Annotated in this window: 25 protein-coding genes and 1 tRNA gene; 15 read left to right on the top strand and 11 right to left on the bottom strand. The window is 59.0% G+C overall.

From position 1 onward, the window contains the following. Positions 1–15 precede the first annotated feature (15 nt). The 5 genes from ACN0SD_RS00985 to ACN0SD_RS00965 all read left to right on the top strand — a co-directional run bounded on the left by ACN0SD_RS00985 (position 16) and on the right by ACN0SD_RS00965 (position 2,579). Positions 16–504: a hemerythrin domain-containing protein gene (locus ACN0SD_RS00985; RefSeq protein ID WP_417806352.1), complete on the top strand. Its 489-nt coding sequence runs from the start codon at positions 16–18 to the stop codon at positions 502–504. After that, positions 497–835, top strand: coding sequence for a carboxymuconolactone decarboxylase family protein (locus ACN0SD_RS00980; protein ID WP_417806351.1), 339 nt, complete (start codon positions 497–499; stop codon positions 833–835). Before ACN0SD_RS00985 ends, ACN0SD_RS00980 begins: the two co-directional genes overlap by 8 nt. Beyond that, positions 832–1,212 (top strand): DUF488 domain-containing protein, encoded by a 381-nt coding sequence (locus ACN0SD_RS00975; protein WP_417806350.1) that lies wholly within the window; start codon positions 832–834, stop codon positions 1,210–1,212. Before ACN0SD_RS00980 ends, ACN0SD_RS00975 begins: the two co-directional genes overlap by 4 nt. Next, positions 1,209–1,427: a hypothetical protein gene (locus ACN0SD_RS00970; RefSeq protein ID WP_417806349.1), complete on the top strand. Its 219-nt coding sequence runs from the start codon at positions 1,209–1,211 to the stop codon at positions 1,425–1,427. Before ACN0SD_RS00975 ends, ACN0SD_RS00970 begins: the two co-directional genes overlap by 4 nt. A gap of 69 nt (positions 1,428–1,496) precedes the next feature. Continuing rightward, positions 1,497–2,579, top strand: coding sequence for a tellurite resistance/C4-dicarboxylate transporter family protein (locus ACN0SD_RS00965; protein ID WP_417806348.1), 1,083 nt, complete (start codon positions 1,497–1,499; stop codon positions 2,577–2,579). A gap of 705 nt (positions 2,580–3,284) precedes the next feature. Here ACN0SD_RS00965 and ACN0SD_RS00960 read toward each other — a convergent pair. The 9 genes from ACN0SD_RS00960 to ACN0SD_RS00920 form a co-directional block, all read right to left on the bottom strand. Then, on the bottom strand, positions 3,285–3,953 hold the full coding sequence (locus ACN0SD_RS00960) for a cytochrome b/b6 domain-containing protein (protein ID WP_417806347.1): 669 nt from the start codon (positions 3,951–3,953) through the stop codon (positions 3,285–3,287). 16 nt (positions 3,954–3,969) lie between these two features. Next, positions 3,970–4,572: a carbonic anhydrase gene (locus ACN0SD_RS00955; protein WP_417806346.1), complete on the bottom strand. Its 603-nt coding sequence runs from the start codon at positions 4,570–4,572 to the stop codon at positions 3,970–3,972. A 78-nt stretch (positions 4,573–4,650) separates the two neighbouring features. After that, on the bottom strand, positions 4,651–4,983 hold the full coding sequence (locus ACN0SD_RS00950; protein WP_417806345.1) for a hypothetical protein: 333 nt from the start codon (positions 4,981–4,983) through the stop codon (positions 4,651–4,653). Between the two features lie 68 nt (positions 4,984–5,051). After that, positions 5,052–5,315, bottom strand: coding sequence for a hypothetical protein (locus tag ACN0SD_RS00945; RefSeq protein WP_417806344.1), 264 nt, complete (start codon positions 5,313–5,315; stop codon positions 5,052–5,054). A gap of 227 nt (positions 5,316–5,542) precedes the next feature. Continuing rightward, positions 5,543–6,055: a hypothetical protein gene (locus ACN0SD_RS00940; RefSeq protein ID WP_417806343.1), complete on the bottom strand. Its 513-nt coding sequence runs from the start codon at positions 6,053–6,055 to the stop codon at positions 5,543–5,545. Positions 6,056–6,417: 362 nt separating this feature from the next. Then, a tRNA-Thr gene (locus ACN0SD_RS00935) sits at positions 6,418–6,493 on the bottom strand. 87 nt (positions 6,494–6,580) lie between these two features. After that, the gene (locus ACN0SD_RS00930) at positions 6,581–8,056 is read right to left on the bottom strand and encodes a heme biosynthesis protein HemY (RefSeq protein ID WP_417806342.1); all 1,476 of its coding nucleotides are present in this window, start codon (positions 8,054–8,056) and stop codon (positions 6,581–6,583) included. Between the two features lie 10 nt (positions 8,057–8,066). Next, complete coding sequence (locus tag ACN0SD_RS00925) at positions 8,067–9,350, bottom strand: COG4223 family protein (RefSeq protein ID WP_417806341.1); 1,284 nt, start codon at positions 9,348–9,350, stop codon at positions 8,067–8,069. Positions 9,351–9,422: 72 nt separating this feature from the next. After that, a complete protein-coding gene (locus ACN0SD_RS00920; protein WP_417806340.1) occupies positions 9,423–10,145 on the bottom strand; it encodes a uroporphyrinogen-III synthase in 723 nt (240 codons plus the stop codon). Positions 10,146–10,224: 79 nt separating this feature from the next. Between ACN0SD_RS00920 and tsaD the strand changes: the two genes are divergently transcribed. The 10 genes from tsaD (at position 10,225) to phoB (ending at position 19,310) form a co-directional block, all read left to right on the top strand. Continuing rightward, positions 10,225–11,319, top strand: coding sequence for a tRNA (adenosine(37)-N6)-threonylcarbamoyltransferase complex transferase subunit TsaD (gene tsaD / locus ACN0SD_RS00915; RefSeq protein ID WP_417806339.1), 1,095 nt, complete (start codon positions 10,225–10,227; stop codon positions 11,317–11,319). Beyond that, positions 11,316–12,272 (top strand): NAD(P)H-dependent glycerol-3-phosphate dehydrogenase, encoded by a 957-nt coding sequence (locus ACN0SD_RS00910; RefSeq protein WP_417806338.1) that lies wholly within the window; start codon positions 11,316–11,318, stop codon positions 12,270–12,272. The genes tsaD and ACN0SD_RS00910 overlap by 4 nt, the downstream gene beginning before the upstream one ends. Position 12,273: 1 nt before the next feature. Continuing rightward, positions 12,274–12,543, top strand: coding sequence for a YciI family protein (locus ACN0SD_RS00905; RefSeq protein ID WP_417806337.1), 270 nt, complete (start codon positions 12,274–12,276; stop codon positions 12,541–12,543). Further along, a complete protein-coding gene (locus ACN0SD_RS00900; protein WP_417806336.1) occupies positions 12,543–12,965 on the top strand; it encodes an EVE domain-containing protein in 423 nt (140 codons plus the stop codon). The genes ACN0SD_RS00905 and ACN0SD_RS00900 overlap by 1 nt, the downstream gene beginning before the upstream one ends. Before the next feature lie 444 nt (positions 12,966–13,409). After that, positions 13,410–14,441 (top strand): substrate-binding domain-containing protein, encoded by a 1,032-nt coding sequence (locus ACN0SD_RS00895; RefSeq protein ID WP_417806335.1) that lies wholly within the window; start codon positions 13,410–13,412, stop codon positions 14,439–14,441. A 95-nt stretch (positions 14,442–14,536) separates the two neighbouring features. After that, entirely contained in the window at positions 14,537–15,745 is a 1,209-nt protein-coding gene (gene pstC, locus ACN0SD_RS00890) for a phosphate ABC transporter permease subunit PstC (protein WP_417806334.1), read from the top strand. After that, positions 15,742–17,094, top strand: a complete 1,353-nt coding sequence (gene pstA / locus ACN0SD_RS00885) for a phosphate ABC transporter permease PstA (protein ID WP_417806333.1) — start codon at positions 15,742–15,744, stop codon at positions 17,092–17,094. Before pstC ends, pstA begins: the two co-directional genes overlap by 4 nt. Positions 17,095–17,106: 12 nt before the next feature. After that, entirely contained in the window at positions 17,107–17,904 is a 798-nt protein-coding gene (gene pstB / locus ACN0SD_RS00880; protein ID WP_417806332.1) for a phosphate ABC transporter ATP-binding protein PstB, read from the top strand. Between the two features lie 10 nt (positions 17,905–17,914). Then, positions 17,915–18,616 carry a phosphate signaling complex protein PhoU gene (gene phoU, locus ACN0SD_RS00875; RefSeq protein ID WP_417806331.1) on the top strand — a complete coding sequence of 234 codons (702 nt, stop codon included), beginning with the start codon at positions 17,915–17,917 and terminating at the stop codon, positions 18,614–18,616. Between the two features lies 1 nt (position 18,617). After that, a complete protein-coding gene (gene phoB / locus ACN0SD_RS00870; protein ID WP_417806330.1) occupies positions 18,618–19,310 on the top strand; it encodes a phosphate regulon transcriptional regulator PhoB in 693 nt (230 codons plus the stop codon). On the opposite strand, the gene ACN0SD_RS00865 is transcribed toward phoB, so the two are convergent. Continuing rightward, on the bottom strand, positions 19,233–19,493 hold the full coding sequence (locus tag ACN0SD_RS00865; protein WP_417806329.1) for a PfkB family carbohydrate kinase: 261 nt from the start codon (positions 19,491–19,493) through the stop codon (positions 19,233–19,235). The genes phoB and ACN0SD_RS00865 overlap by 78 nt on opposite strands. Positions 19,494–19,694: 201 nt before the next feature. Continuing rightward, entirely contained in the window at positions 19,695–21,962 is a 2,268-nt protein-coding gene (locus ACN0SD_RS00860; RefSeq protein WP_417806328.1) for an NADP-dependent malic enzyme, read from the bottom strand. Positions 21,963–22,031 lie beyond the last annotated feature (69 nt).

Raw genomic sequence — 22,031 nt, 5'->3', positions numbered from 1 at the left:
TGAAAGGATGCCGCGATGACCCAGACCGCCCCCCTTCACGATCCCGCCGCCCTGACCCGCCATATCGAGACCCGCTATCACGCGCGGCATCGCGAACAGCTTCCCGCACTGGCCGCGATGGCAGAAAAGGTCGAGATAGTGCATTTTGGCGACGATCATGTGCCCGAAGGTCTGGCAAATCTGCTGGAAAAGATGGTCGGCGAGATGGAGGTGCACATGAAGAAAGAGGAACTGATCCTGTTTCCGGCAATCCGCAAGGGCGGGACGCCCAGCATCGAGACTCCCATTGCCGTGATGCGCGCCGACCATGACGATCATGCCGCCGAGCTGGCCGAGATCCGTCGTCTGACCGGAAATCTGGCGGTGCCCGATGGGGCCTGTGGCACCTTGACCGAGCTGTATTCCGGGCTGGACGAATTCATCACCGACCTTGAAGAGCATATCCGGCTGGAAAACGACGTGCTGTTTCCACAATTCGAACAAGCGGTGCAGGTCCATGGCTGATCTTCGCTTCCCCAAACCCACGCGCGAGACGGCCGAACGTCGGCATGCGCTTGCCCCCGAGGCCGACGATGCCTTTCATGCCTTCTCCACGGCGGTCTTTGCCGAAGGCGCGCTTGACTCGCGCACCAAGCAGCTGATCGCGGTGGCCGTGGCCCATGTGACGCAATGTCCTTGGTGCATCGAGGGCCACACCAAGGCGGCACAGCGGGCAGGTGCCTCAAGCAAGCAGATCATGGAGGCGATCTGGGTCGCTGCCGAGATGCGCGCGGGGGCTGCCTTTGCTCATTCGATCAAGGCGCTCGACCTTCTGGACGAGGAGAACACCGAGTGACCAGCACTGCCAGCATCCGCATCGCCCGAGTCTATGACGACCTCGGCGAAACCGTCGGTGCGCGCCTGTTGGTAGATCGTGTCTGGCCACGCGGCATCGCCAAAGAACGCCTGGGCCTTAATGAGTGGATCAAGGAGGCGGCCCCCAGCACCGAACTGCGAAAATGGTTCGACCATGTCCCCGAGAAGTGGGAGCGATTTCGCGAACGCTACTGGGCCGAGCTTGAGAGCAACCCCGGCGCGGTCGAACGCTGTCTTGACTGGTGCCGAAAAGGCCCCGTCATCCTGCTCTACGCGGCGAAGGACCGCGACTTTAATCAGGCCGTCGTTCTGCGCGATTACCTGAACGCGGCGCTTAAGCAGGGTCGGCCAGCATGACCCGGCGCACGGACCCGCGCCCCTCGCTCTGCGGTGTGCCGATCCTGCTTGACGCCCAGATCGCCCGTTGTCTTGATCTAGACATCAGCGCGGTCTCGTACTTCTGGGATGTCGTCCCTCAGGCGGTGGCGCGGTTGCGCCGCATGGCGCTGGAGGCATCCGAACACCTGACCGGGATCGGCACCCTCAACCCATCAGCGGCGGGTGAACCATGAACTGGAAGATGAACGGCGCATTTTTCCGAGGTCTTTTGCAGGTTTCGCTATTGGCGCATAGGCAGAGCGATGCCGGTTGAGAATGCCTTGCGCAAGCGATCGAGGCTGCAAAACGCGATCCTGAACGGGGCGCAATCGCTGTTTCCGGGATATTTCGCACTGGTTATGGCGACCGGAGTAGTATCCATCGCTTGCCATTTCCTGGGCATGCGGCCGATCTCGTTGGCCCTGATCGCGGTCAACTGGATCGCGTATCTGGTGCTTTGGATGCTCACGATCACCCGAGCACTGCGGTTTCGCGACCTGCTGCTGCTTGATATCTCGGATCATCAGCGCGCGCCCGGCTTCTTCACGATCGTGGCCGGGACCTGCGTTCTCGGGACGCAGAATGTCGTCGTCTTGGGTACGATTGGGATTGGCCAAGGGCTGTGGTGGCTGGGGCTGATCATGTGGTTCGGGGTCATGTACACATTCTTTACCGCCGTGACGGTGCGCAAACGCAAACCCACGCTTGCGCGCGGCATCAATGGCGCCTGGCTGATTGCAGCCGTTGCGACTCAGGCTGTGGTCGTTCTGCGCGGCGTCATCGACATCGCCTCGCCGCCGCCGCAGATGATCCAGTTTCTGGTTATCGAAATGTTCATGATCGGCTGCGCGCTCTATCTGGCGATCATACCCCTGATCTTTTACCGGCTTACCTTCGTATCGATGGGGCGGGAGGATTTCACGCCGCCCTATTGGATCAACATGGGAGCCGTCGCAATAACGGCCCTCGCAGGATCTATCCTGATACTCAGAGGCGAGACTTGGCCAATGCTCGGGCCGTTGTTGCCGTTCATCAAGGGGTTCACGTTTTTCTTCTGGTCGCTGGCGAGCTGGTGGATTCCGTTTCTTTTCGCGCTGATGGGCTGGCGCTATGTCTGGTTGCGCGACAGATTCACATATGAGCCAGCGGTCTGGGGAATGGTGTTCCCGTTGGGAATGTACACGACCAGCACCTACCAGTTCGACCGGGCAATGGAATACGGGTTCCTCGATCCACTGCCAAAGCTATTGATCTTCGTGGCACTCTTGGCCTGGCTGTTGGCCATGGCCGGACTTGCGCGCCGCATATACGATGCGTTGCGTTCGCGGGGTACGAACAGATCATGACACTCTCAGCTTCGTCGAGCGCCTTGAAGACTGCCTCGGGCTTGGCTTTTTTGCGCACCCAGCACAGGAGGCCTTTCCTTTCGACGTCTGCTGCGAGCATGCGTCAGGGATCTGTTTGGATTGGGCGTCTTCCATCTTGCCGTCTCATTTTCTCAATGCATCAGGCTACCGCTTAGGGCGACATAGCACCTTTTGGTCGTGCCATGAATTGGAACGCCCGCTTCAAGCTGCGGAAGGGTGCGCGCAGACAGCTGAGCGATACAATGCGACATCTTCTTGTGTCATGTTGGCGGCGACGCGGTCGAGTTCCCGCGAGTTCTCGTGCGAGGATATAACTTATCCTGAATCTAATTAATCCTCCCTGACCCGGTCCGCCAAGGGAGCGGCATGACCGGGATTCGAGGATGGGCCTCTGGGGATGATTGAGAGGTCTGGCAAAAAATGCGTGCCTTCTGAGCTTTGCTCTTACTAAGCGCAAAGCTCAGAAGGAGGATCGGCGGCGAGCGCCCAGCCGTGTGTTCTAACTGAACACACGGCTGGGCGGACTCGTTTTTCTGATTGGAGCCTCGTCTGCGGTGGTGCCCAAATCCCCCTTACCGGAAGAAAAGATAGGACTGAGCCTGCCGAGAGCCAAATGGACCGGCAGGTTTGCAGAAATATCTCAATTGGCGGGCGGTCTTATTAACGCCCTGCCCGCCCAATCACCTACTCCGGTCTCTTTCGACCCGTCACCATGGAACGAACCAGATTTTCTTTGTGGACAACGCTCGCAAGGAAAACGCCGCCAATGTGCAACAAAGCAAGGATCAGGGTGAGATCGGCGGCCACTTCGTGCAGATCCTTGAACAGCTCGTTTTGGGCCCCTTCGCCCCGCATACCTCCATCGTCGTCACTCTCCTCACCAACATCTGCACTGGCCGGAGCGACGAAGGAAATCCCGCTCAGCATGTCACCCGAAGAGGCGAATAGAGGTGCCAGCGGCCCTTTGTTCTCGTCCTGAGCATAAACTGACATGCCGCTCAGAACTGTGATCAACAGCGCTATGAGTAGCCCAAAGACCATCCACGCCCCGGCGGGACTGTGGCCAAGGTAGCGTTTTGAACGACCGCCAAACAAACTCAGCAGATATCGAAATGCGGTCAGAGGACCAAACAGGAAATCGCTAAATCGCGCGTGCAGAGACCCTACAAACCCCCAGATAATGCGAAGGACAATCAGTCCACCAACGGCATATCCGGCCCAGACATGAACCGCCAAGGTGCTGTCTTCGGGTTCGATGAAGTAGGCGGCCAGAAAGGCCAAGACGAGGGACCAATGGAAAACGCGCACGAACGGATCCCAGACTTTGATGGCGGGTGTTGTTGCAGGTTTCATCGCAGGTGCTCCCCAATCAGATTGCGATACGCTCGACGCTTCCATCGAGGTTCATCAGCAGCGTTTCCACCGGCAGTTCGGGATGAAGTGTCTTGATCTCTGCTGCCAGCAGGGCGAGATATTCTGTGTGGACCTGCGTTTCCTTTGCAGGATCCTTGGCAAAATCCTCGCCAAGGATGGTCTTGTAAGCGCCGCAATCGCGGTGATCCATGATGATGAGCTGCTTGATCTGGTGCAGGTCAATCGCAACTTCAAGATGGTCCCGGAACGTCTTGCCCCATTCCGAGAACTGATCGGTCATCGCCCCGAGCGACGCACCCGCAAGTACGACATGGTCGTATTTGTCAGTCATGCCTCGCCCGTCCATGTAGCGCACGATGTCATCCATCAAACGGTAGTCCATGCAACTCAGCAGCAAGGCATCGGTTGTTGCGGCCAGCGCCGCAGTTGGGGCGATCATCTGATATAGACTGACCGCGCCGCCAAGCGCGGCGAGCTTGACGAACTCGCGTCTGCCAATGGCCGCTGGCTTCGGTTTATGCTGACACTGCGGTTCCGGAATATGGTTTTCACACATGGGATTTTTCCTTTTCAATTTGGGCTTCGTCGTGTTTTGCAAGAAGCTCCCCCGCTACGCGGGCGGATCAAGAGATCGCCACGCAACAGGGGGAAAGGCTGGTGCAGACAGGGCGTCGGGTCAGAACGGGTTTTGTTGCGCGCGAAATTCCCAGACGGTATTCTTGCCATCTTTGTTAGTGTCCGCAGGTTCGTAACTGGCCTGCGCCTTTGCCATGAACTCAGCATGTGTCGATGCTTCAGATGCCCGGCCGATCCCGTCGCCGTCAGTATCGACCGGGCGCGCCACCATTCCCATCGCGCCGCCACCATAGGGTCCGCACCAGAACGGAACGACCTGCATCATGTCGTCATTTTCAGAGTCACTCTCCGCCAGAACGACCGTTCCGGTTGCCAATGAGACCATAACCGTGGTTGCGGCCACCAAGCAGCGAACTGAAATGTATTTGGGCATCTTAGACTCTAGCTTTGTGTTGGGGAAAGAAGTGCCGATCGCAGCGATTAAACCGATATCGCTTGAGTTCAATTCTTACCGGAACCGCCCGAGCCTGCAGAATTCGGGGCGCAGCCCCTGTCCTGATCCTTGGATTGGTCCCTGTCCCGATCTTGGTCGGCACATTCCTGCAAAAGATCACGTTCGCGCAAAAGCATGGCGCAGGCATTCGATGACACGCCATCGCAACCTTTAAGCTGGTTGCGGTCCTGAGTTTGGTCCTGTGCGACAACTATGTTGGGAACAGTGATGCTCATCGCAAGCGCAAACGTTGAAATCAAAGTGAGCTTCATAACCTTTGTCCTTTCCTGCTATCCGTTTCCGAAGATCGAGGCTTACATGGCCACGCCGCCACTCCATTGATCTTGATTAACCCACCACGATCGTCCGCCAAGAGCAGGCCAGAAACCACCGAACGGCGGCGTTGGTCACCGTTCGACCGATGGAGGCGCCGCGCCCGGATTATCACCCCGAAACAGCTGTTGCGCAGTTTCGGGGTGCCTCGGTACCGTCGCTCTGATCAGTCGCCGCTGCGGCCATCACTACGACCTTCGCCGCGGCCTTCATTTCCCCGGGCGTTTTCCTGCTCTTGATGCCTGTTGCGCTCGCGATATTCTTTGCGCTGCGTGTACTCATTGCGTTCGCGGTATGTGTTGCTCTCGTCCGACATTTGGGTTGAAACGAACTCGTAAGCATTGCGAAACACGCTTCCGTATTCGCCGTTGTCGGATTTTCCCGATGCTTGGGCGGCGCCTATTGCGGCAAAACTAACGGTGGTTGCCAGTGCGGTCGTGAAAAGAATTGTGCGTTTCATGGTATCTTTCTCCATATTGACGTTGCGAGAGACGATGTTGTCATCCCTGATGCAGCATTGATGACACGAGTCGCCTGACGCGCCGCTGATTGAGGCTGTCAGCAGATTGTCAGCAGGCAAGTAATGGAACGAAGGTATGAAAAGCCTTTTGATCGCCCTGCTCTTTGGCCGTGCGCTGAATGGATCGCTGCGAGCGATCACGATCTTGATTGTCAGCAAGATCCGCGACCTTCAATAATGGCTCCTTCATCGCCGTCCAATTTCACATGGGAACAGAGCCATGCCCAGATATCGGTCCACCTAAACGATTTCTAAGATTGCTGCGGTGGTTGGGTGCCGCTCTTGGCCAGGATTTTCTCGGCAATGCCCAGCAACCAAAAATGATTGCTCGGTTACAGAGATCGGCGTTCAGTTGCCTGGCTTACCACACTCGGCCGAATGCTTTGCAATCGCCTACCGGGCCAAGGATGAGCTGCTGGTCCGTGAACCTCGTTCGCCTTATCGACCGCCCTCAAGTTGGGCCGGACTCTAATCCACAGTGGAGAAAAATCCCGAGGCAGGTCAGACAAAACAAGAAGAAGTGGTGCCGCACGAGGGATTCGAACCCCCGACCCCATCATTACGAATGATGTGCTCTACCAACTGAGCTAGTGCGGCGACCTTATGAACAAAACGCCATAGGCAATTTGCCCCGTTAGCGGGCGATTAGCATGGGCGCGCACGGATGTGTAGCCCAAAAATGCCTCAGATCGCTGCCGGTTTTTCCTCTGTGGCGTCGACCGTCTCGCTGGGCTCAACAACTTCGGCGTCAACGACGTCTTCTTCCGGTTCTGCCGCAGACTGGGGCTTGCCCACGATCAACGGCAGCATCTCGGCTCCATGCGGCAAAGGCGCTGCTTGCTGCGTGGTTTCGCGCCAGCTCAACGTGTCAAACCCGCCGCAATTGTCACAAACCGGAGTCCACTCGGATTGGATATTTTGACAATTGTCACAGCACCATTGTGGCCCGCGCGGAGCCGTCAGTGCGCGCGTCAACCACCCCCGCACGACGGCATCATCGGCACCCTCGCCCCGCTCAACCGCCGCCATGATCGTAAGAACACGCGCCGTCGGATGGGTTTCAGGCAGATCGCTCAGCGCGCGACGCGCGGCGGGGAAATCTTCGGCGGCGATGTTCAGCTCGGCCTTCAAAAGCCGCGTTTCCTCGTGCTCGGGACGCGTCACCAACAGCTTGTCAAACCGCTTGAGGCGCTTTGCAGGCTCCTCATCCGGCGCGATCTCGGCATAGGCCGACGCCAAATCGGGATGAGGTTGCGCCCCCCAAGCCTTGCGCAAAAGACGCTCGGCGGCGCGCGGCTTGCCCTTCTCGATATAAGACCGCGCAGCCATAACAACTGCCGGAATCAAATCGGGCGATGATTTTGCCGCAGCAATCGCAGCTTCGCGGGCCTCGACGCTTGCACCTTCGGCCATCACGTCCTTGGCCTCTTGCAACGCCATCACAGCATCGCGCCGCTTATACACATCGCGGGGCAATTCCCCTTGGCGCAGCTTGGATTGCAGTACGCCACGCGCGCCTTTCCAATCGCCCTTTTCCGTCTGCAGCTTGAGCAGCGTATTCTGCACCTCACGCTGACCCGGCTTGAGCGCATAGGCCTTTTTTGCCAGCTCCAGCGCGGTATCAGTGTCACCCTCTTCCAGCTTCTGGCGCATCAGCCCGCGAACGCCCACGAAACGGGTGCGATCATCGCTCAGCAAGCGCTTGTAAACTTCGCTCGCCTTCTTGGTGTCGCCCATTTCCTCGGCTGCCTGCGCCGTGAGCAGGTTGGTCAGTTCGGGGCGCTGCAAATACCGCTCGGCCTTGGCTGCTTTGGACAGTGCGAGCCGCCCTTCGCCTGCCGCCGCTGCCATCATACCCTCAGCCAGCGCCTCATAGCCCTTGCGTTCACGGTTGCGATCAAAATAGCGGCTAATGGCAGTTTCATCGCCCGAGATAAACCGCAGGAACGCCACCAAAAACCCGACAATCCGGATCACTAACCAGATCGCAACAAAGAGCAAGATCGCCGCAATCAGCGCCTGCAACGGGCCAAGCGTGAACTCCATTCCAAGCGTCGAAATCCGTAAACCGCCCGACATATCCGCGAGATGTGAGGCCCCGAGCGTCGCCGCAGCTACGATAATAAGAAAAAGGGCGACTTTAATAAACGTCCAGATCATCTGCGGCTCCTCATTGATTCTGGCCAAGCTGGCCGGCCGCATCCAGCGCCGCGACTCGTGCCTGCGCTTGCGCAGACCAATCGGCCAATGCAGGTTGCGCCGCTTCGGACAATTTCGCGATCTCGGCCAAGGCCGCTTTCAGATCACCCGTATTCACATCGCCCTGAGCGCGCGACAATACCGCATCCGGACCATCACCTTCTTGCGGCGTCAAAGACCGCGCGCCAGTCTGGGTTAGCAAAAACGCGCCCAGCTTGTCGCTCAGGCTTGCGCCGCTATCAGCCTTACGCGCCGCCGCCAAAGCGGATCGCGCAGCCTCGGGGAAGCTGGCTTGTAAAGATTGCAGTGAAGGCACATCGCCACTCAGCGCCGCTGGAATTGTCACACCCGCGGCCTGCAAATCGGCCCGCGCCGGATCAAGCGGGGCGCCTGCATCAAGCGCGGCTTTCATCCGCGCGCTTGCCGCTTGCGCCATCGCAGCCTTCGCCGCTGCCTGCGACTGCTCTTGCAGCTGCTTTGCCTGTTGCTCGGCCTGATCAATACGCTCTTGCGCGGCTTTTGCAGCTGCCTCGATCTGCGCTTGCGCCGTTGCATCCGAAGCAGATCCAGACGCCGCCAAGCCCGAGACTTGCTCCTTGAGCGCATCCAAAGCCGCTTTATTCGCCCGCGCCTCTGAACCGATCTGATCCAACGCGCCTTGGACGCCCGACAAATCGGGTGCAGGCGGCTGCGCCGATTTCATCGCCGCCAGATCCGAGCTGAGCGCGTCGATCTTATCCGATTGTGCGCTTAGCTTGGCATCCAATTCGGCACTGGCCCCATTATCAGGCGCGGCGGGGAACCATGCGGCAAATTGCGGCGGCAGCTTGGGGAGCGTGTAAATCGCAGCACCCGCACCGACCACTGCGGCGATGACGCCGCCCAGCAATAGCGGCATGAAACCACCGCGTTTCACTGGGACAGCTTGCGGCTGCATCACCGGCTCTGGCTTAGGCGTATCATCTACTGACGCTTCCTCGGCAGGCTCATCCAAGGTCTCAGGAGCGGCTTCGTGACTGGCGTCGGGCGGATCTATGGGATCTTGCGTCAAGATCGGCTCATCCGTCACGGCGGGCTCATCGGAAGATGCCAATGGGCCCGCGCTATCGAGCGCCACCTCGGTTTCATCCATGCCCGCAGGCTGAGTATCTTCGGTCACGTCAGCTTTCGGATCAACACCCGAAACTTCAGCATCTTCAACGATATCATTTGGCAGATCCTCGGATTTCGGTTTCCGGGTTCTCGGTTTTGCCATTGGCCACGCCCTCCAAGATTCGCGCCGAAATTTCGCGGTATTCCATCAATCTAGAGAGGTGCCGCCCCCGGCTCAACCCGCCATTTGCGCGCGCAGCAGAGAGGATATGGCTTCCAGCATCCCGTTCGCGTCCGGCGAGGGGGCCACTTCGATGCGCATATCGGCTGCTGGGGCGCAGCTTTGTGCCACTGCCGCGCTAATCGCCGCAATGAGCAGTGGCGCATGAGGGTCGGGAAGTGCCACATGAAAAGCGCGGGCGCTGTTGGGTGAAAAGAGCGGCACCAACAAACCTCTCTCTCGCTTAAGTGCGGTAATCGCTTCTGCGGATAAAGGCAAAGAGTGTTGTCGATACAAAATGACTGATTTAGTGACTATTCCTGCGGAATTCAGAGATTCTTGGACATCGAACGCCACCTCTTCGCCGCGTGCATGCAGCAAACTTTCCCCGCGATACGCCGCCGCGATTATTGGCACCAAGGCTTTGGCGCCCCCGTCACCCACAATCGCCCTAAACCCGGCGGCCTGCGCCGCCTGCGCCGTTCGCGCGCCAACGCAGTAGGCAACGCGCCCGTTTGCGCCCTCGTGCGTAGCGAACGCGTTCACGCCATGTTGTGAGGTGAAAATAAGCGCATCAGCAGGTGGAATTGTCGCATCCAAAGGCACAATTTCAAGCAATGGCGAGACGATCACAGGCCAATCCGCCCCGAACCGCGCGTGAAACTGGCGCGCGAACGCTTCGGAGCTGGTACGCGGCCGCGTCAGCAGCAGAATCGGTTTTTCGATACGCTCACCCATCTGCCAGATACGCCTCGGGATTGTGTGAACCCTTCCCCGGTGTTACCTGCGAAGCAACGCCCAAGCAACATCGGCCCTGATGACACAGACGCTTACATTCCTCGGACTCGAGTCCAGCTGCGACGACACCGCCGCCGCCGTGGTGCGCAGCACGCCCGATGGAAATGAGATCCTGTCCTCCGTCGTCGCGGGACAAACCGAGCTGCACGCGCCGTTTGGTGGCGTCGTACCCGAAATTGCCGCGCGCGCGCACGCCGAAAAGCTGGATCTTTGCGTCGAAGAGGCGCTGGAGCAAGCCGGGATCGGGCTGGACGCGCTGGATGGGATCGCGGTCACCGCCGGGCCGGGGCTGATTGGCGGCGTGATGTCGGGCGTGATGTGCGCCAAGGGGCTTGCGGCGGGGGCTGGGCTTCCGCTGATTGGCGTGAACCATTTGGCGGGCCATGCGCTGACGCCGCGCCTGACCGATGGGTTAGATTTTCCGTATCTGATGCTGCTTGTTTCAGGCGGTCATTGCCAGTTTTTGATCGCGAAGGGCCCCGAAGACTTCACCCGCCTTGGTGGTACCATCGATGATGCCCCCGGCGAAGCCTTTGACAAGGTTGCCAAGCTATTGGCCTTGCCCCAACCCGGAGGCCCCGCAGTTGAGGTCGAGGCCACCAAGGGCGATCCCAAATCGATCCCTCTGCCGCGCCCGCTTCTCGACAGACCGGGCTGTGATATGTCCTTTTCCGGCCTCAAGACGGCCGTCTTGCGCGCGCGCGACAAGATTATTGCCCAGCATGGCGGTCTGCCGCGCGCCCAGCGCGCCGATCTCTGCGCTTCGTTTCAGGCGGCTGTGGCAGATGTTCTGACAGAAAAGTCACGCCGGGCGTTGCACGATTATCTCGCATATGCACCAAAGCGCCCCGCATTGGCCGTCGCCGGAGGCGTCGCGGCAAATAAGGCCATTGGTGCCAGCTTAGAGACTGTTTGCGTGGAGCTTGGCGCGGAATTCCTCGCGCCGCCCTTGCGCCTTTGCACCGATAATGCGGCAATGATCGCCTATGCGGGGATTGAGCGCTTTCGTGCAGGTGCGCGCGACGGGATGGATCTTGCCGCTCGCCCACGCTGGCCGCTGGATCAAACGTCGCCTGCACTTTTGGGATCAGGCAAAAAAGGAGCCAAAGCATGAGTATTGCCGTTCTCGGCGCGGGTGCCTTTGGCACTGCACTCGCCGTCAGCCTTGCCCAAAATGGTCCCGTGGCGCTTTGGGCGCGCGATGAATTGCATGCGCAGCAGATGCAGGTATCGCACAGCAATGCACGACGGTTGCCGGGCGTCAATCTGCCGAAAAACGTCTCTATCACGGCGGATCTGGGCGATGTATTCGACGCGGATACTCTGCTTCTCGCGATGCCGATGCAACAAATGGGCGGCTTTCTAAACGCTCACGCCAAAGCGCTTTCAGGCAAAACGCTGGTGTCGTGCTCTAAAGGGATCGACATCGCCACGGGGCAAGGGCCAACCGGCCTGATCCACGCACATTGCCCCAGTGCGCGCGCCGCCGTGCTGACCGGGCCCAGCTTTGCCGCCGATATCGCGCGGGGATTGCCGACCGCACTTACGCTGGCCTGCATTGATCATTCGCAAAGCCTGCAGGCCACGCTGTCGACGCCAAATCTGCGACTCTACCGCACAACCGATACGATCGGAGCGGAACTGGGTGGCGCGCTTAAAAATGTCTACGCCATCGCGGCGGGAACGGTGATTGGCGCGGGCTTGGGCGATTCTGCACGCGCAGCGCTGATGACGCGCGGGTTTGCCGAGATGTTGCGCATTGCGACCACGCTGGGCGCGCGCGCTGAAACGCTTTCGGGCCTGTCGGGGTTTGGTGATTTGGTGCTGACCTGCACATCGGTGCAATCGCGCAATTTCAAACTTGGCCATGCGCTTGGCGCCAACGAACCCTTTGATCCCGCGACTACGGTTGAAGGAGTCGCCACAGCCAAAGCAGTCTCTAAACTGGCGCAAAACCGCGATATTGAGATGCCCATCGCTGCGATGGTTACTGCCTTGACCGAACAGAAAATTAGCGTGCGCGACGCCGTTGAGGCCCTTCTCGCACGTCCCCTAAAGGAGGAATGACATGTATTTTGCCCTTATCTGCCGCGATAAGCCCGGCGCGCTCCAAATTCGCAAAGACAACCGCGACGCTCATCTGGCTTATATCGCTGAAACCGGTGTGGTGTTTATGGCCGGGCCGTTCATTGAGGCGGGCGAAATGCGCGGCTCGCTCGTCATCCTCACGCTCGACAGCCTAGAGGCTGCGCGGGAATGGGCCACGAATGACCCTTACGCCAAGGCCGGACTATTCGCCGATGTCAGCGTTCAGGAATGGAAAAAGGTGGTGGGCTAATGCGCTACTGGCTGTTCAAATCCGAGCCCAACAAATGGTCCTGGGATCAGCAGGTCGCCAAAGGCGAGACTGGCGAAGAATGGGACGGGATTCGCAATTATCTGGCGCGCAACAACATGCGTGAAATGAAAATAGGCGATCGCGCGTTCTTCTATCACTCAAATATCGGCAAAGAGGTTGTCGGCATTGTTGAGGTTTGCGCGCTCAGCCATCCCGACAGCACCACCGACGATCCGCGCTGGGATTGCGTTGACATCAAGGCCGTCAAGCCGTTCAAGCGCCCGGTAACGCTGGCCGAGGTCAAAGCTGACCCACGTTTGACGGAAATGTCGCTGGTAACCTCAATGCGGCTTTCAGTTCAGCCGGTAACCGAGAAAGAATGGAAGATCGTCTGCGATCTGGGCGGCGTCGATCCCGAGTAGGAATCATATACGCCCCCTTTGAAAAGACAAAGAGGGTTCCGGCACCCCTACCAGAACCCTCTGCCACCCACGTGCTCCCGTAACGCACCACACGTGAAACTGTATATCGGATCTGGCCATCCTGGCCGGTAGGTTGGTTCTACCTAAAGATCCGAGTCGGCGCAAGTTTACTTTCGTTAAAATTATAACAATAACAATATCTTAATTGTTCTTGGCGGATTTCGGCACGCCACAACGCTACCACTGGCTTGGAGGCTGGGAGAGACACCTGATCCTCACCAGCGGTAACATCTCGCGGTCCACAAACGCTCAAGATCACGCCAGCTTATCGACCACGCGAAATGTCATACAGCTGTTACACAACGTTCGCATAAGCGTCACCGAAGCCCAATAGGACGCCATCAAGCCCCACGAGGGCCAAAACTGAACACTGTGGAGAGATCTATGAAATCCGTAACCCTCACCGCCTCGGCGATTGCCCTGATTGCAGCTTCCGGCACCGCAGCTCTGGCCCGCGACAATATCCAGGTTGCTGGCTCCTCGACCGTTTTGCCCTATGCGTCGATCGTTGCCGAAGCCTTCGGTGAAAACTTCGACTTCCCGACTCCGGTCGTGGAATCGGGCGGTTCGTCGTCTGGCCTCAAGCGTTTCTGCGAAGGCGTAGGCGAGAGCTCGATCGACGTGGCCAATGCCTCGCGCAAGATCAAGGACAAAGAAATCGCCACCTGCGCCGAAAACGGCGTGAAAGACATCATGGAAGTTCGCATCGGGTATGACGGAATCGTCTTTGCCAGCCAGAAGGACGGCCCGGATTTCTCCGCCTTCGAGCCGGCGGACCTGTATAACGCGCTCGGCGCGAAGGTGATGAAAGACGGCAAGCTCGTCGACAACAGCTACGGCAAATGGAACGAATTCAACGCGAACCTCCCCGATGCCGACATCATGGCCTTCATCCCCGGCACCAAGCACGGCACCCGTGAAGTCTTCGAAGAAAAAGTTCTCGAAGCTGGCTGCGAAGCCACCGGGGCACTCGAAGCCTACAAGGCCGAGGGCATGGACGACAAGGCCGCCTCGCAGGCTTGCATGAAAGTGCGCACCGACGGCAAAGCTGTCGATATCGACGGCGACTACACCGAGACCCTCGCCCGCATCGCATCCAACCCGAATGGCGTTGGCGTTTTCGGCTTGGCCTTCTACGAGAACAACACCGACAAGCTTAAAGTTGCGACCATGTCGGGCATTGCGCCCTCGACGGCGACCATCGCCGATGGCAGCTACCCGGTTTCGCGCCCGCTCTACTTCTACGTCAAGAAAGCGCATATCGGCGAGATCCCCGGCCTGAAAGAGTATGCCGAGTTCTTCGTCTCTGACGACATGGCTGGCTCCGACGGCCCGCTGGCGCAATACGGTCTCGTTTCGGACCCAGAACTGGCCCAGACGCAAGACGCCGTGGCAAACGAAACCACAATGCAATAAACAGGAGCCGCGTTTCATGACGCGGCTCCGGGGGCGGCATATTCCGTCGCCCCCACCGCCCTTTTAGGACCTTTTCCAAGACAAAGGCGAGGCATATGCCTGTTTTCTGGATCTTCGTAATCGTGCTGGCGCTGACAGGTGCGGGCTTTGTGATGGGGCGGTCGCGGGCGCTTAGTTCGGTGGACGGAGACCGCCGACGGCTCCACTCCCTGCCATCCTACGCGGGCGCGCTGGTTGCGATGTCCGCCTTTCTCCCCGCCTTGATACTGTTCGTTCTGCTGCTCGCCCTGAATGCCACTGGCATTATCCTGACTGTGGCAACGCTTCTCGCGACGCTGATTGGCCTCGCCCTTAGCCTGCGTCTGATCAGCCCCGAGTTTCGCGCGCGCAACGCCGTCGAAACAGGGGTGCGTGGCCTGCTGATTGCGGCTGCGAGCGTCGCGATCCTCACTACGATCGGCATCGCGCTGTCGCTCGTCTTTAACACGGTCGAGTTCTTCAATCTCTACCCGATTAAAGGCTTCTTCCTCGGGCTTAACTGGACGCCGAGCTTTGGCGGCGGGTCCGAGCTGGGCATTCTGCCGCTGCTTTGGGGCACGCTCTACATCTCGTTCATCGCGCTCCTAGTCGCGGTTCCGATCGGCCTCTATGCCGCCGTTTATCTGTCGGAATACGCCTCGCATCCGGTGCGCAGCGCAATCAAGCCGCTGCTCGAAATCCTCGCCGGGATCCCCACCATCGTCTACGGCCTTTTCGCCCTACTCACCGTCGGCCCGTTCCTGATGTCGATCTTCGGCCCGAACGGGCCCACGGCAGCGATTGTCGAGAACGGTTGGATGCACGCTGGCACCGCAGTGATGACCGCCGGGTTGGTGATGGGCATCATGCTGATCCCCTTTGTCTCTTCGCTGTCCGATGACATCATCAACGCCGTGCCGCAAAGCCTGCGTGATGGGTCTTACGGGCTGGGCGCCACGAAATCGGAAACCGTTAAACAGGTGATCCTGCCAGCCGCCCTTCCCGGCATCGTCGGAGCCATCCTGCTGGCAGCTTCGCGCGCGATCGGCGAGACGATGATCGTCGTTCTGGGCGCAGGGGCCGCGGCAAGGCTTTCGCTCAATCCGTTTGACGCGATGACCACCGTAACCGCCAAGATCGTCAGCCAGTTGACCGGGGATGCCGATTTCGCCTCCCCTGAGGCGTTGGTGGCCTTTTCCCTCGCCATGACGCTCTTTGTCATCACGCTTGGCCTCAACATCTTCGCGCTCTGGATCGTGCGCAAATATCGGGAGCAATACGAATGAGCGACGCGACCCATTCCGCACCGCACAAGCCAACAAACCGTTCCCTGCATGCGATTGATGCACGCACGAAACGCCGTAACGCCTCTGAAAATCGATTCAAAGCGATGGGCATCGGCGCAATCGGCATCGGCATCGCCTTTCTAGTGTTGCTGCTTACGACAATTGTGATCAACGGAAGCTCGGCCTTTCAGCAGACCTTCATTGACGTGCCGGTCTATCTGGACCCAGCCAAGATCGACAAAAAGGGCAACCGCGATCTCGCCGATCTCAAGAAAACCACGACCTTTATCTACGCGCCCCTGATTCAGAACGGACTGCTGGATGTCGTAAAAAAGGCAGGGATAGAGACAGATTTGAGCAAGGCGAAAGATCTGAAGAACCTGATTTCAGCCTCGGCCGCCGCGCAGGTGCGTGACCGGGTGCTCGCCGATCCTTCGCTGATCGGTCAGACGGTCGATTTCAAGATCCTCGCCTCTTCGCGCGTCGATGGCTACCTGAAGGGCCGGGTGAAGCGCGCCGATATCGCACAGGACAAGAATATCAGCGTCGCTCAGCTCAACCTGACGGACAATTTGCGCAAGGCAGGGGTGATCCATAAGGGCTTCAATACCGCCTTTATCTTTGGGGCGGATGCCTCGGATTCGCGCGCGGAACAGGCCGGGATCGGTGTGTCGATGCTAGGGTCGTTCTACATGATGCTGGTCGTTCTCGCGCTGGCTTTGCCCATCGGCGTTGCCGCCTCGATCTATCTTGAGGAATTCGCTGCGAAAAACCGCTTCACCGACCTGATCGAGGTGAACATCTCCAACCTCGCCGCGGTGCCCTCTATCGTGTTCGGGATCCTAGGTCTCTCCGTGTTCATCCAATTCGCGCATCTCCCGCAATCCGCACCGCTGGTTGGTGGTCTGGTGCTGACGCTGATGACGCTGCCCACAATCATCATCTCGACCCGAGCCGCGCTCAAGGCGGTGCCGCCCTCGATCCGCGATGCGGCGCTGGGGGTCGGGGCCTCCAAGATGCAATCGGTGTTTCATCACGTCCTGCCGCTGGCAATGCCCGGCATCCTGACCGGCACGATCATTGGGTTGGCCCAAGCGCTCGGGGAAACTGCGCCGCTCTTGCTGATCGGGATGGTGGGCTTTGTCGCAACGAACACGCCTGACGGGCTCATAGACGGCTTCGTCTCGCCCAACTCGGCCATGCCGGCCCAGATCTACGAATGGGCCAAACGCGCCGACCCGGCATTTTACGAACGCGCCTGGGGCGGTATCATCATCTTGCTGGTTTTTCTGCTAAGCATGAACATCATCGCGATCATTTTGCGCCGCAAATTTGAGCGCCGCTGGTAAGGAGACGCAGCCATGAACGACATGACATTGACGGAGAGAGCTGTGAACGCCACCGAAAACAAGATCACCGCGCGCAACGTGCAGGTCTACTACGGCGAAAACCACGCAATCAAGGATGTCGATGTCGATATTCTCGACAAGACCGTGACTGCGTTTATCGGACCCTCGGGCTGCGGCAAATCTACCTTCCTGCGCTGCCTCAATCGGATGAACGACACGATCGACATCTGCCGCGTGCAGGGCGAAATCCTGCTGGATGGTGAAGATATCTATGATCGCCGCGTCGATCCGGTGCAGCTACGCGCCAAGGTCGGGATGGTGTTTCAAAAACCCAACCCGTTCCCGAAGTCGATCTATGATAATGTCGCTTATGGTCCGAAAATCCACGGCCTGACGCGCAATCGTACCGAATTGGACGAGGTTGTCGAAGCCTCGCTGCGCAAAGCCGCCCTGTGGAATGAGGTGAAAGACCGCCTGACCGCGCCGGGCACCGGGCTTTCGGGCGGCCAGCAGCAGCGCCTGTGCATCGCGCGCGCCATCGCCACCTCGCCCGAAGTGCTGTTGATGGACGAACCTTGCTCGGCGCTCGATCCGATTGCCACAGCTCAGGTCGAAGAACTGATTGACGAGTTGCGGACCAATTTCTCGGTCGTGATCGTGACCCACTCGATGCAGCAGGCCGCCCGCGTTAGTCAGAAAACGGCCTTCTTCCACCTCGGTAATCTGGTGGAGTATGACGATACGGACAAGATTTTTACAAACCCCACCGACCCCCGGACCGAGAGCTATATCACCGGCCGGATCGGCTAAGGAGGCAGGCATGAGCGACCATATTCTTTCCGCATTCGACCGCGACCTAGAGGCCGTTCAGGCCCTCGTCGTCAAAATGGGCGGCATCGTTGAAGAGCAAATTCTCAATAGTGCCAAGGCATTAGAAACCCGCGATGCCGATCTGGCGAAGGCTGTGCGCGAACGCGACCGCGCCGTCGACGCACTTGAGGAAAAAATCAACGAGGAGGCGGCCCGTCTGATCGCCCTGCGCGCCCCCGCCGCGCGCGATCTTCGCGTTGCGCTTTCGGTGATCAAGATCTCCGCCAGTCTTGAGCGGGTCGGGGATTACGCCAAAAATATCGCCAAGCGCTCTAAGGTTCTGCTCGATACCCCCCCGATCAGCGGCACGCCCGCCGCGATCCGCCGGATGGCGCAAGCGACCGAAACGATGCTCAAAGACGCGCTCGACAGCTACATTCAGCGCGACGTTGAGCTCGCCCGCGATGTGCGCCAACGGGATCTAGAAGTCGACCAGATGTATAACGCGCTGTTTCGCGAATTCCTGACCTATATGCTGGAAGACCCACGCAACATCACGCCCTGCATGCACCTTCATTTCATCGCCAAGAATATCGAGCGAATGGGCGATCATGCAACCTCGATCGCCGAGCAGGTGATCTATCTCGTCACCGGAGAGTTGCCCGATGACAGCCGCCCGAAATCTTCCAGCGTGATCGAAACGGAGGCCTGACATGGCGCCCGCCCAGCAGCCCTGCGTTTTGGTAGTCGAGGATGAATCCGCCCAGCGCGAAGTCCTGTTCTACAATCTCGACGCCGAAGGCTTTCGCGTTGTAATGGCGGAAAACGGCGACGAGGCCCTCCTAATGGTCGCCGAAGAAAAGCCCGACCTCATCGTGCTCGACTGGATGCTGCCCAATGTTTCGGGTATCGAGATTTGTCGACGTGTGAAATCGAACAACGCCACCCGGCACATCCCGATCATCATGCTGTCGGCGCGCTCCGAAGAGGTAGATCGGGTGCGCGGGCTCGAAACGGGCGCGGATGATTATGTAGTAAAACCGTACTCTGTGGTCGAGCTGATGGCCCGTGTGCGTACCCAGCTGCGTCGAACACGCCCTGCGACGATGGGAGAGCGGCTAACTTACGACGATATCATGCTGGATTCCGAGGAACATCGCGTCTTTCGTGGCGGTAAGCCATTGAAATTAGGGCCAACTGAGTTCCGCTTACTCTCGACCCTGATGGAGAAACCGGGCCGAGTCTGGACACGCGATCAATTGCTGGATCGGGTGTGGGGGCGCGACATTTATGTCGATACCCGCACGATCGATGTGCATGTCGGGCGCTTACGCAAGGCACTGATGACGCATGGCGGCATAGATCCGGTGCGCACGGTGCGCGGCACGGGCTATTCGCTGGGCTGATCCTGCCAGAAAATCATCAACCTCGGCGCGCACCGGTATTACATCGGCGCTGCCCGGGCGTGTGATCTTGATCGCAGCAACCGCTAGGCGCATCGCCTCTTTCACTGCCAGACCTTCAGCCAGCGCGGCAACCAGATAGCCCGCGTAAGTATCCCCCGCGCCTGTTGTATCAATAGCCGTCACAGCCCCCCCGCTACGCGGATCACATGGCCGCGCGCCGTGTCATACCAAACCGCACAATCGCTAGTGACTGATTCGCACGGTTGCCGCCAAGCCCGACCGAGTAGCTCTGCGCCGCCAAAGTCTCTGCCGACGTGGGTAATTGCCTAAGCGATAGACGTGATCATCATTGATCGAGCCGAGATTATAAATCATCGCCCCACCCTATTTCGCTTGCCCCAACCGACAAGCCGCCAGCGCCGCCATATTGAGAATATCGTTCACCGTAGATGACGTCGGGCAGAGCTGCACCGCCTGCGAAATCCCGGTCAGGATCGGCCCGATTACGGTCGCCCCTGCCATTTCCTGCATCAGCTTGACCGAAATCGACGCCGAATGACGCGCCGGAACCACCAGAATATTCGCTGGCCCGGTTAGACGGCAGAACGGATAATTCGCCATCTGATCCATGTTCAGCGCGACGTCGACAGTCATCTCGCCATCATATTCGAAATCCACCCCGCGCTGATCAAGCACCTTTGGCGCGCGATGCATCTTAGTCGCGCGCTCGGAAACCGGATAGCCAAAGGTCGAGAACGAGCAAAACGCAACGCGCGGCTCAAGCCCAAGACCGCGCGCCACCTGCGCCCCCGAGATCGCGATATCAGCCAAATCGTTCTCATCGGGCCACTCATGCACAAGCGTATCGCCGATTAGCACAACGCGCCCCTTATTCAACACCGCAGTGATTCCAACCGCGCCATCCGAGGGCTTAGCGTCGATCACCTTGTTGATCAGCTCAAGCACATGCGCCGATTTGCGGGTTGCTCCCGTCACCAGCCCGTCGCCATGGCCATGCGCCAACATCAGCGCAGCAAACACATGGCGATCACGCGTGGCCAGTTTATGCGCATCCTCGCGATCCACACCCTGACGCTGCAGGCGTTCGTAAAGATAGCTCTTGTAGCTTTCGGTGTGCTTGGAATTGGCCGCATTGACGACGCGAAGTTCGCGATAGGCGTCGCCCAAACCCGCCGCTTCCAGCCGCTCTTTGACATCCTGCTCGCGCCCGACGACCAGCGCCTGCCCCATACCGGCACGCTGATAGGCAACCGCCGCACGCAAGACGCGGCTATCATCCCCTTCAGCGAAAATCATCTTCGCCTGGGCCTGCCGTGCACGCGAATGGATGCCCTGCAAGATCGACGCCGTCGGGTCCATCCGCGCTTTGAGGCTTTGCGTATAGCTTTCCATGTCGATAATCGGACGCCGCGCAACGCCCGTATCCATCCCCGCCTGCGCCACTGCTGGCGGGATCACATGGATCAAGCGCGGATCGAATGGCGTCGGGATGATGTAATCACGCCCGAAGCTCAGCTTGCGGCCATAGGCCATCGCGACCTCATCGGGCACATCTTCGCGTGCGAGCTCTGCCAAGGCGCGCGCGCAGGCGATTTTCATCTCATCGTTGATCGCGCGGGCATGGATATCCAACGCGCCGCGAAACAGGTAGGGGAAACCCAGCACGTTGTTGACTTGATTGGGATAATCACTGCGCCCCGTAGCCACGATCGCATCCGGGCGCACAGCATGAGCCTCTTCCGGAGTAATCTCAGGATCGGGATTGGCCATCGCGAAAATGACCGGATTATCAGCCATCACCGCCACCATTTCCGGCGTGACCGCGCCCTTGGCCGACACGCCAAGGAATACATCCGCATCCTTCATCGCCTCTTCAAGGCTACGTGCATCGGTCACCGCCGCATGGGCCGATTTCCACTGGTTCATACCCTCGGTGCGGCCCTGATAGATCACCCCTTTGGTGTCGCACATGATGCAATTATCATGACGCGCGCCCATCGTTTTGATCAGTTCGAGACAGGCAATCCCCGCCGCCCCCGCGCCATTCAGCACGATTTTGCAATCCTCGATCTTCTTGCCCGATAGCTCTAGCGCGTTGATCAGCCCTGCGGCACAAATCACCGCCGTGCCGTGCTGATCGTCGTGAAACACCGGGATATCCATCATCTCTTTGAGACGCTGCTCGATGATGAAACACTCCGGCGCCTTGATATCTTCAAGGTTAATGCCCCCGAACGTCGGCCCCATCAGTTTAACCGCGTTGATGATTTCGTCGGCGTCCTCGGTGTCGAGCTCAATATCAATTGCGTTGACGTCGGCGAAGCGCTTGAACAGAACGGCCTTGCCTTCCATCACCGGCTTTGACGCCAGCGCGCCAAGATTGCCCAGCCCCAGAATAGCTGAGCCATTCGTGATAACGGCGACCATATTGCCCTTGATGGTGTAATCATACGCCAACTCGGGGTTCGCCGCGATTGCCTCAACTGGCACTGCAACGCCGGGCGAATACGCCAGCGACAGATCACGCTGCGACGCCATCGCAGTCGTTGCGACGATCTCATATTTCCCCGGGCGGGGTTCAAGATGATAGGCAAGCGCTTCTTCGGGGGTGATACGGGTCTTGCTGGGCATGGGCGCTCCTCCTACAGGCCTAACCGTCTTAACGCCCGGCTTTCTCACGCTCAATGGAATTGCGCCCGA

Source organism: Thioclava sp., assembly GCF_048263065.1.
GTDB lineage: Bacteria > Pseudomonadota > Alphaproteobacteria > Rhodobacterales > Rhodobacteraceae > Thioclava.
Note: the sequence above shows the minus strand (reverse complement) of the source record. Positions and strands in the feature narration are given on the sequence as shown.

What these genes read in the sequence shown, in the direction of transcription:
- ACN0SD_RS00985 (WP_417806352.1), top strand. Translation starts at nt 16, where the DNA reads ATGACCCAGACCGCCCCCCTTCACGATCCCGCCGCCCTGACCCGCCAT.
- ACN0SD_RS00980 (WP_417806351.1), top strand. Translation starts at nt 497, where the DNA reads ATGGCTGATCTTCGCTTCCCCAAACCCACGCGCGAGACGGCCGAACGT.
- ACN0SD_RS00970 (WP_417806349.1), top strand. Translation starts at nt 1,209, where the DNA reads ATGACCCGGCGCACGGACCCGCGCCCCTCGCTCTGCGGTGTGCCGATC.
- ACN0SD_RS00965 (WP_417806348.1), top strand. Translation starts at nt 1,497, where the DNA reads ATGCCGGTTGAGAATGCCTTGCGCAAGCGATCGAGGCTGCAAAACGCG.
- ACN0SD_RS00960 (WP_417806347.1), bottom strand. Translation starts at nt 3,953, where the DNA reads ATGAAACCTGCAACAACACCCGCCATCAAAGTCTGGGATCCGTTCGTG.
- ACN0SD_RS00950 (WP_417806345.1), bottom strand. Translation starts at nt 4,983, where the DNA reads ATGCCCAAATACATTTCAGTTCGCTGCTTGGTGGCCGCAACCACGGTT.
- ACN0SD_RS00945 (WP_417806344.1), bottom strand. Translation starts at nt 5,315, where the DNA reads ATGAAGCTCACTTTGATTTCAACGTTTGCGCTTGCGATGAGCATCACT.
- ACN0SD_RS00930 (WP_417806342.1), bottom strand. Translation starts at nt 8,056, where the DNA reads ATGATCTGGACGTTTATTAAAGTCGCCCTTTTTCTTATTATCGTAGCT.
- ACN0SD_RS00925 (WP_417806341.1), bottom strand. Translation starts at nt 9,350, where the DNA reads ATGGCAAAACCGAGAACCCGGAAACCGAAATCCGAGGATCTGCCAAAT.
- ACN0SD_RS00920 (WP_417806340.1), bottom strand. Translation starts at nt 10,145, where the DNA reads ATGGGTGAGCGTATCGAAAAACCGATTCTGCTGCTGACGCGGCCGCGT.
- tsaD (WP_417806339.1), top strand. Translation starts at nt 10,225, where the DNA reads ATGACACAGACGCTTACATTCCTCGGACTCGAGTCCAGCTGCGACGAC.
- ACN0SD_RS00910 (WP_417806338.1), top strand. Translation starts at nt 11,316, where the DNA reads ATGAGTATTGCCGTTCTCGGCGCGGGTGCCTTTGGCACTGCACTCGCC.
- ACN0SD_RS00905 (WP_417806337.1), top strand. Translation starts at nt 12,274, where the DNA reads ATGTATTTTGCCCTTATCTGCCGCGATAAGCCCGGCGCGCTCCAAATT.
- ACN0SD_RS00900 (WP_417806336.1), top strand. Translation starts at nt 12,543, where the DNA reads ATGCGCTACTGGCTGTTCAAATCCGAGCCCAACAAATGGTCCTGGGAT.
- ACN0SD_RS00895 (WP_417806335.1), top strand. Translation starts at nt 13,410, where the DNA reads ATGAAATCCGTAACCCTCACCGCCTCGGCGATTGCCCTGATTGCAGCT.
- pstC (WP_417806334.1), top strand. Translation starts at nt 14,537, where the DNA reads ATGCCTGTTTTCTGGATCTTCGTAATCGTGCTGGCGCTGACAGGTGCG.
- pstA (WP_417806333.1), top strand. Translation starts at nt 15,742, where the DNA reads ATGAGCGACGCGACCCATTCCGCACCGCACAAGCCAACAAACCGTTCC.
- pstB (WP_417806332.1), top strand. Translation starts at nt 17,107, where the DNA reads ATGAACGACATGACATTGACGGAGAGAGCTGTGAACGCCACCGAAAAC.
- phoU (WP_417806331.1), top strand. Translation starts at nt 17,915, where the DNA reads ATGAGCGACCATATTCTTTCCGCATTCGACCGCGACCTAGAGGCCGTT.
- phoB (WP_417806330.1), top strand. Translation starts at nt 18,618, where the DNA reads ATGGCGCCCGCCCAGCAGCCCTGCGTTTTGGTAGTCGAGGATGAATCC.
- ACN0SD_RS00860 (WP_417806328.1), bottom strand. Translation starts at nt 21,962, where the DNA reads ATGCCCAGCAAGACCCGTATCACCCCCGAAGAAGCGCTTGCCTATCAT.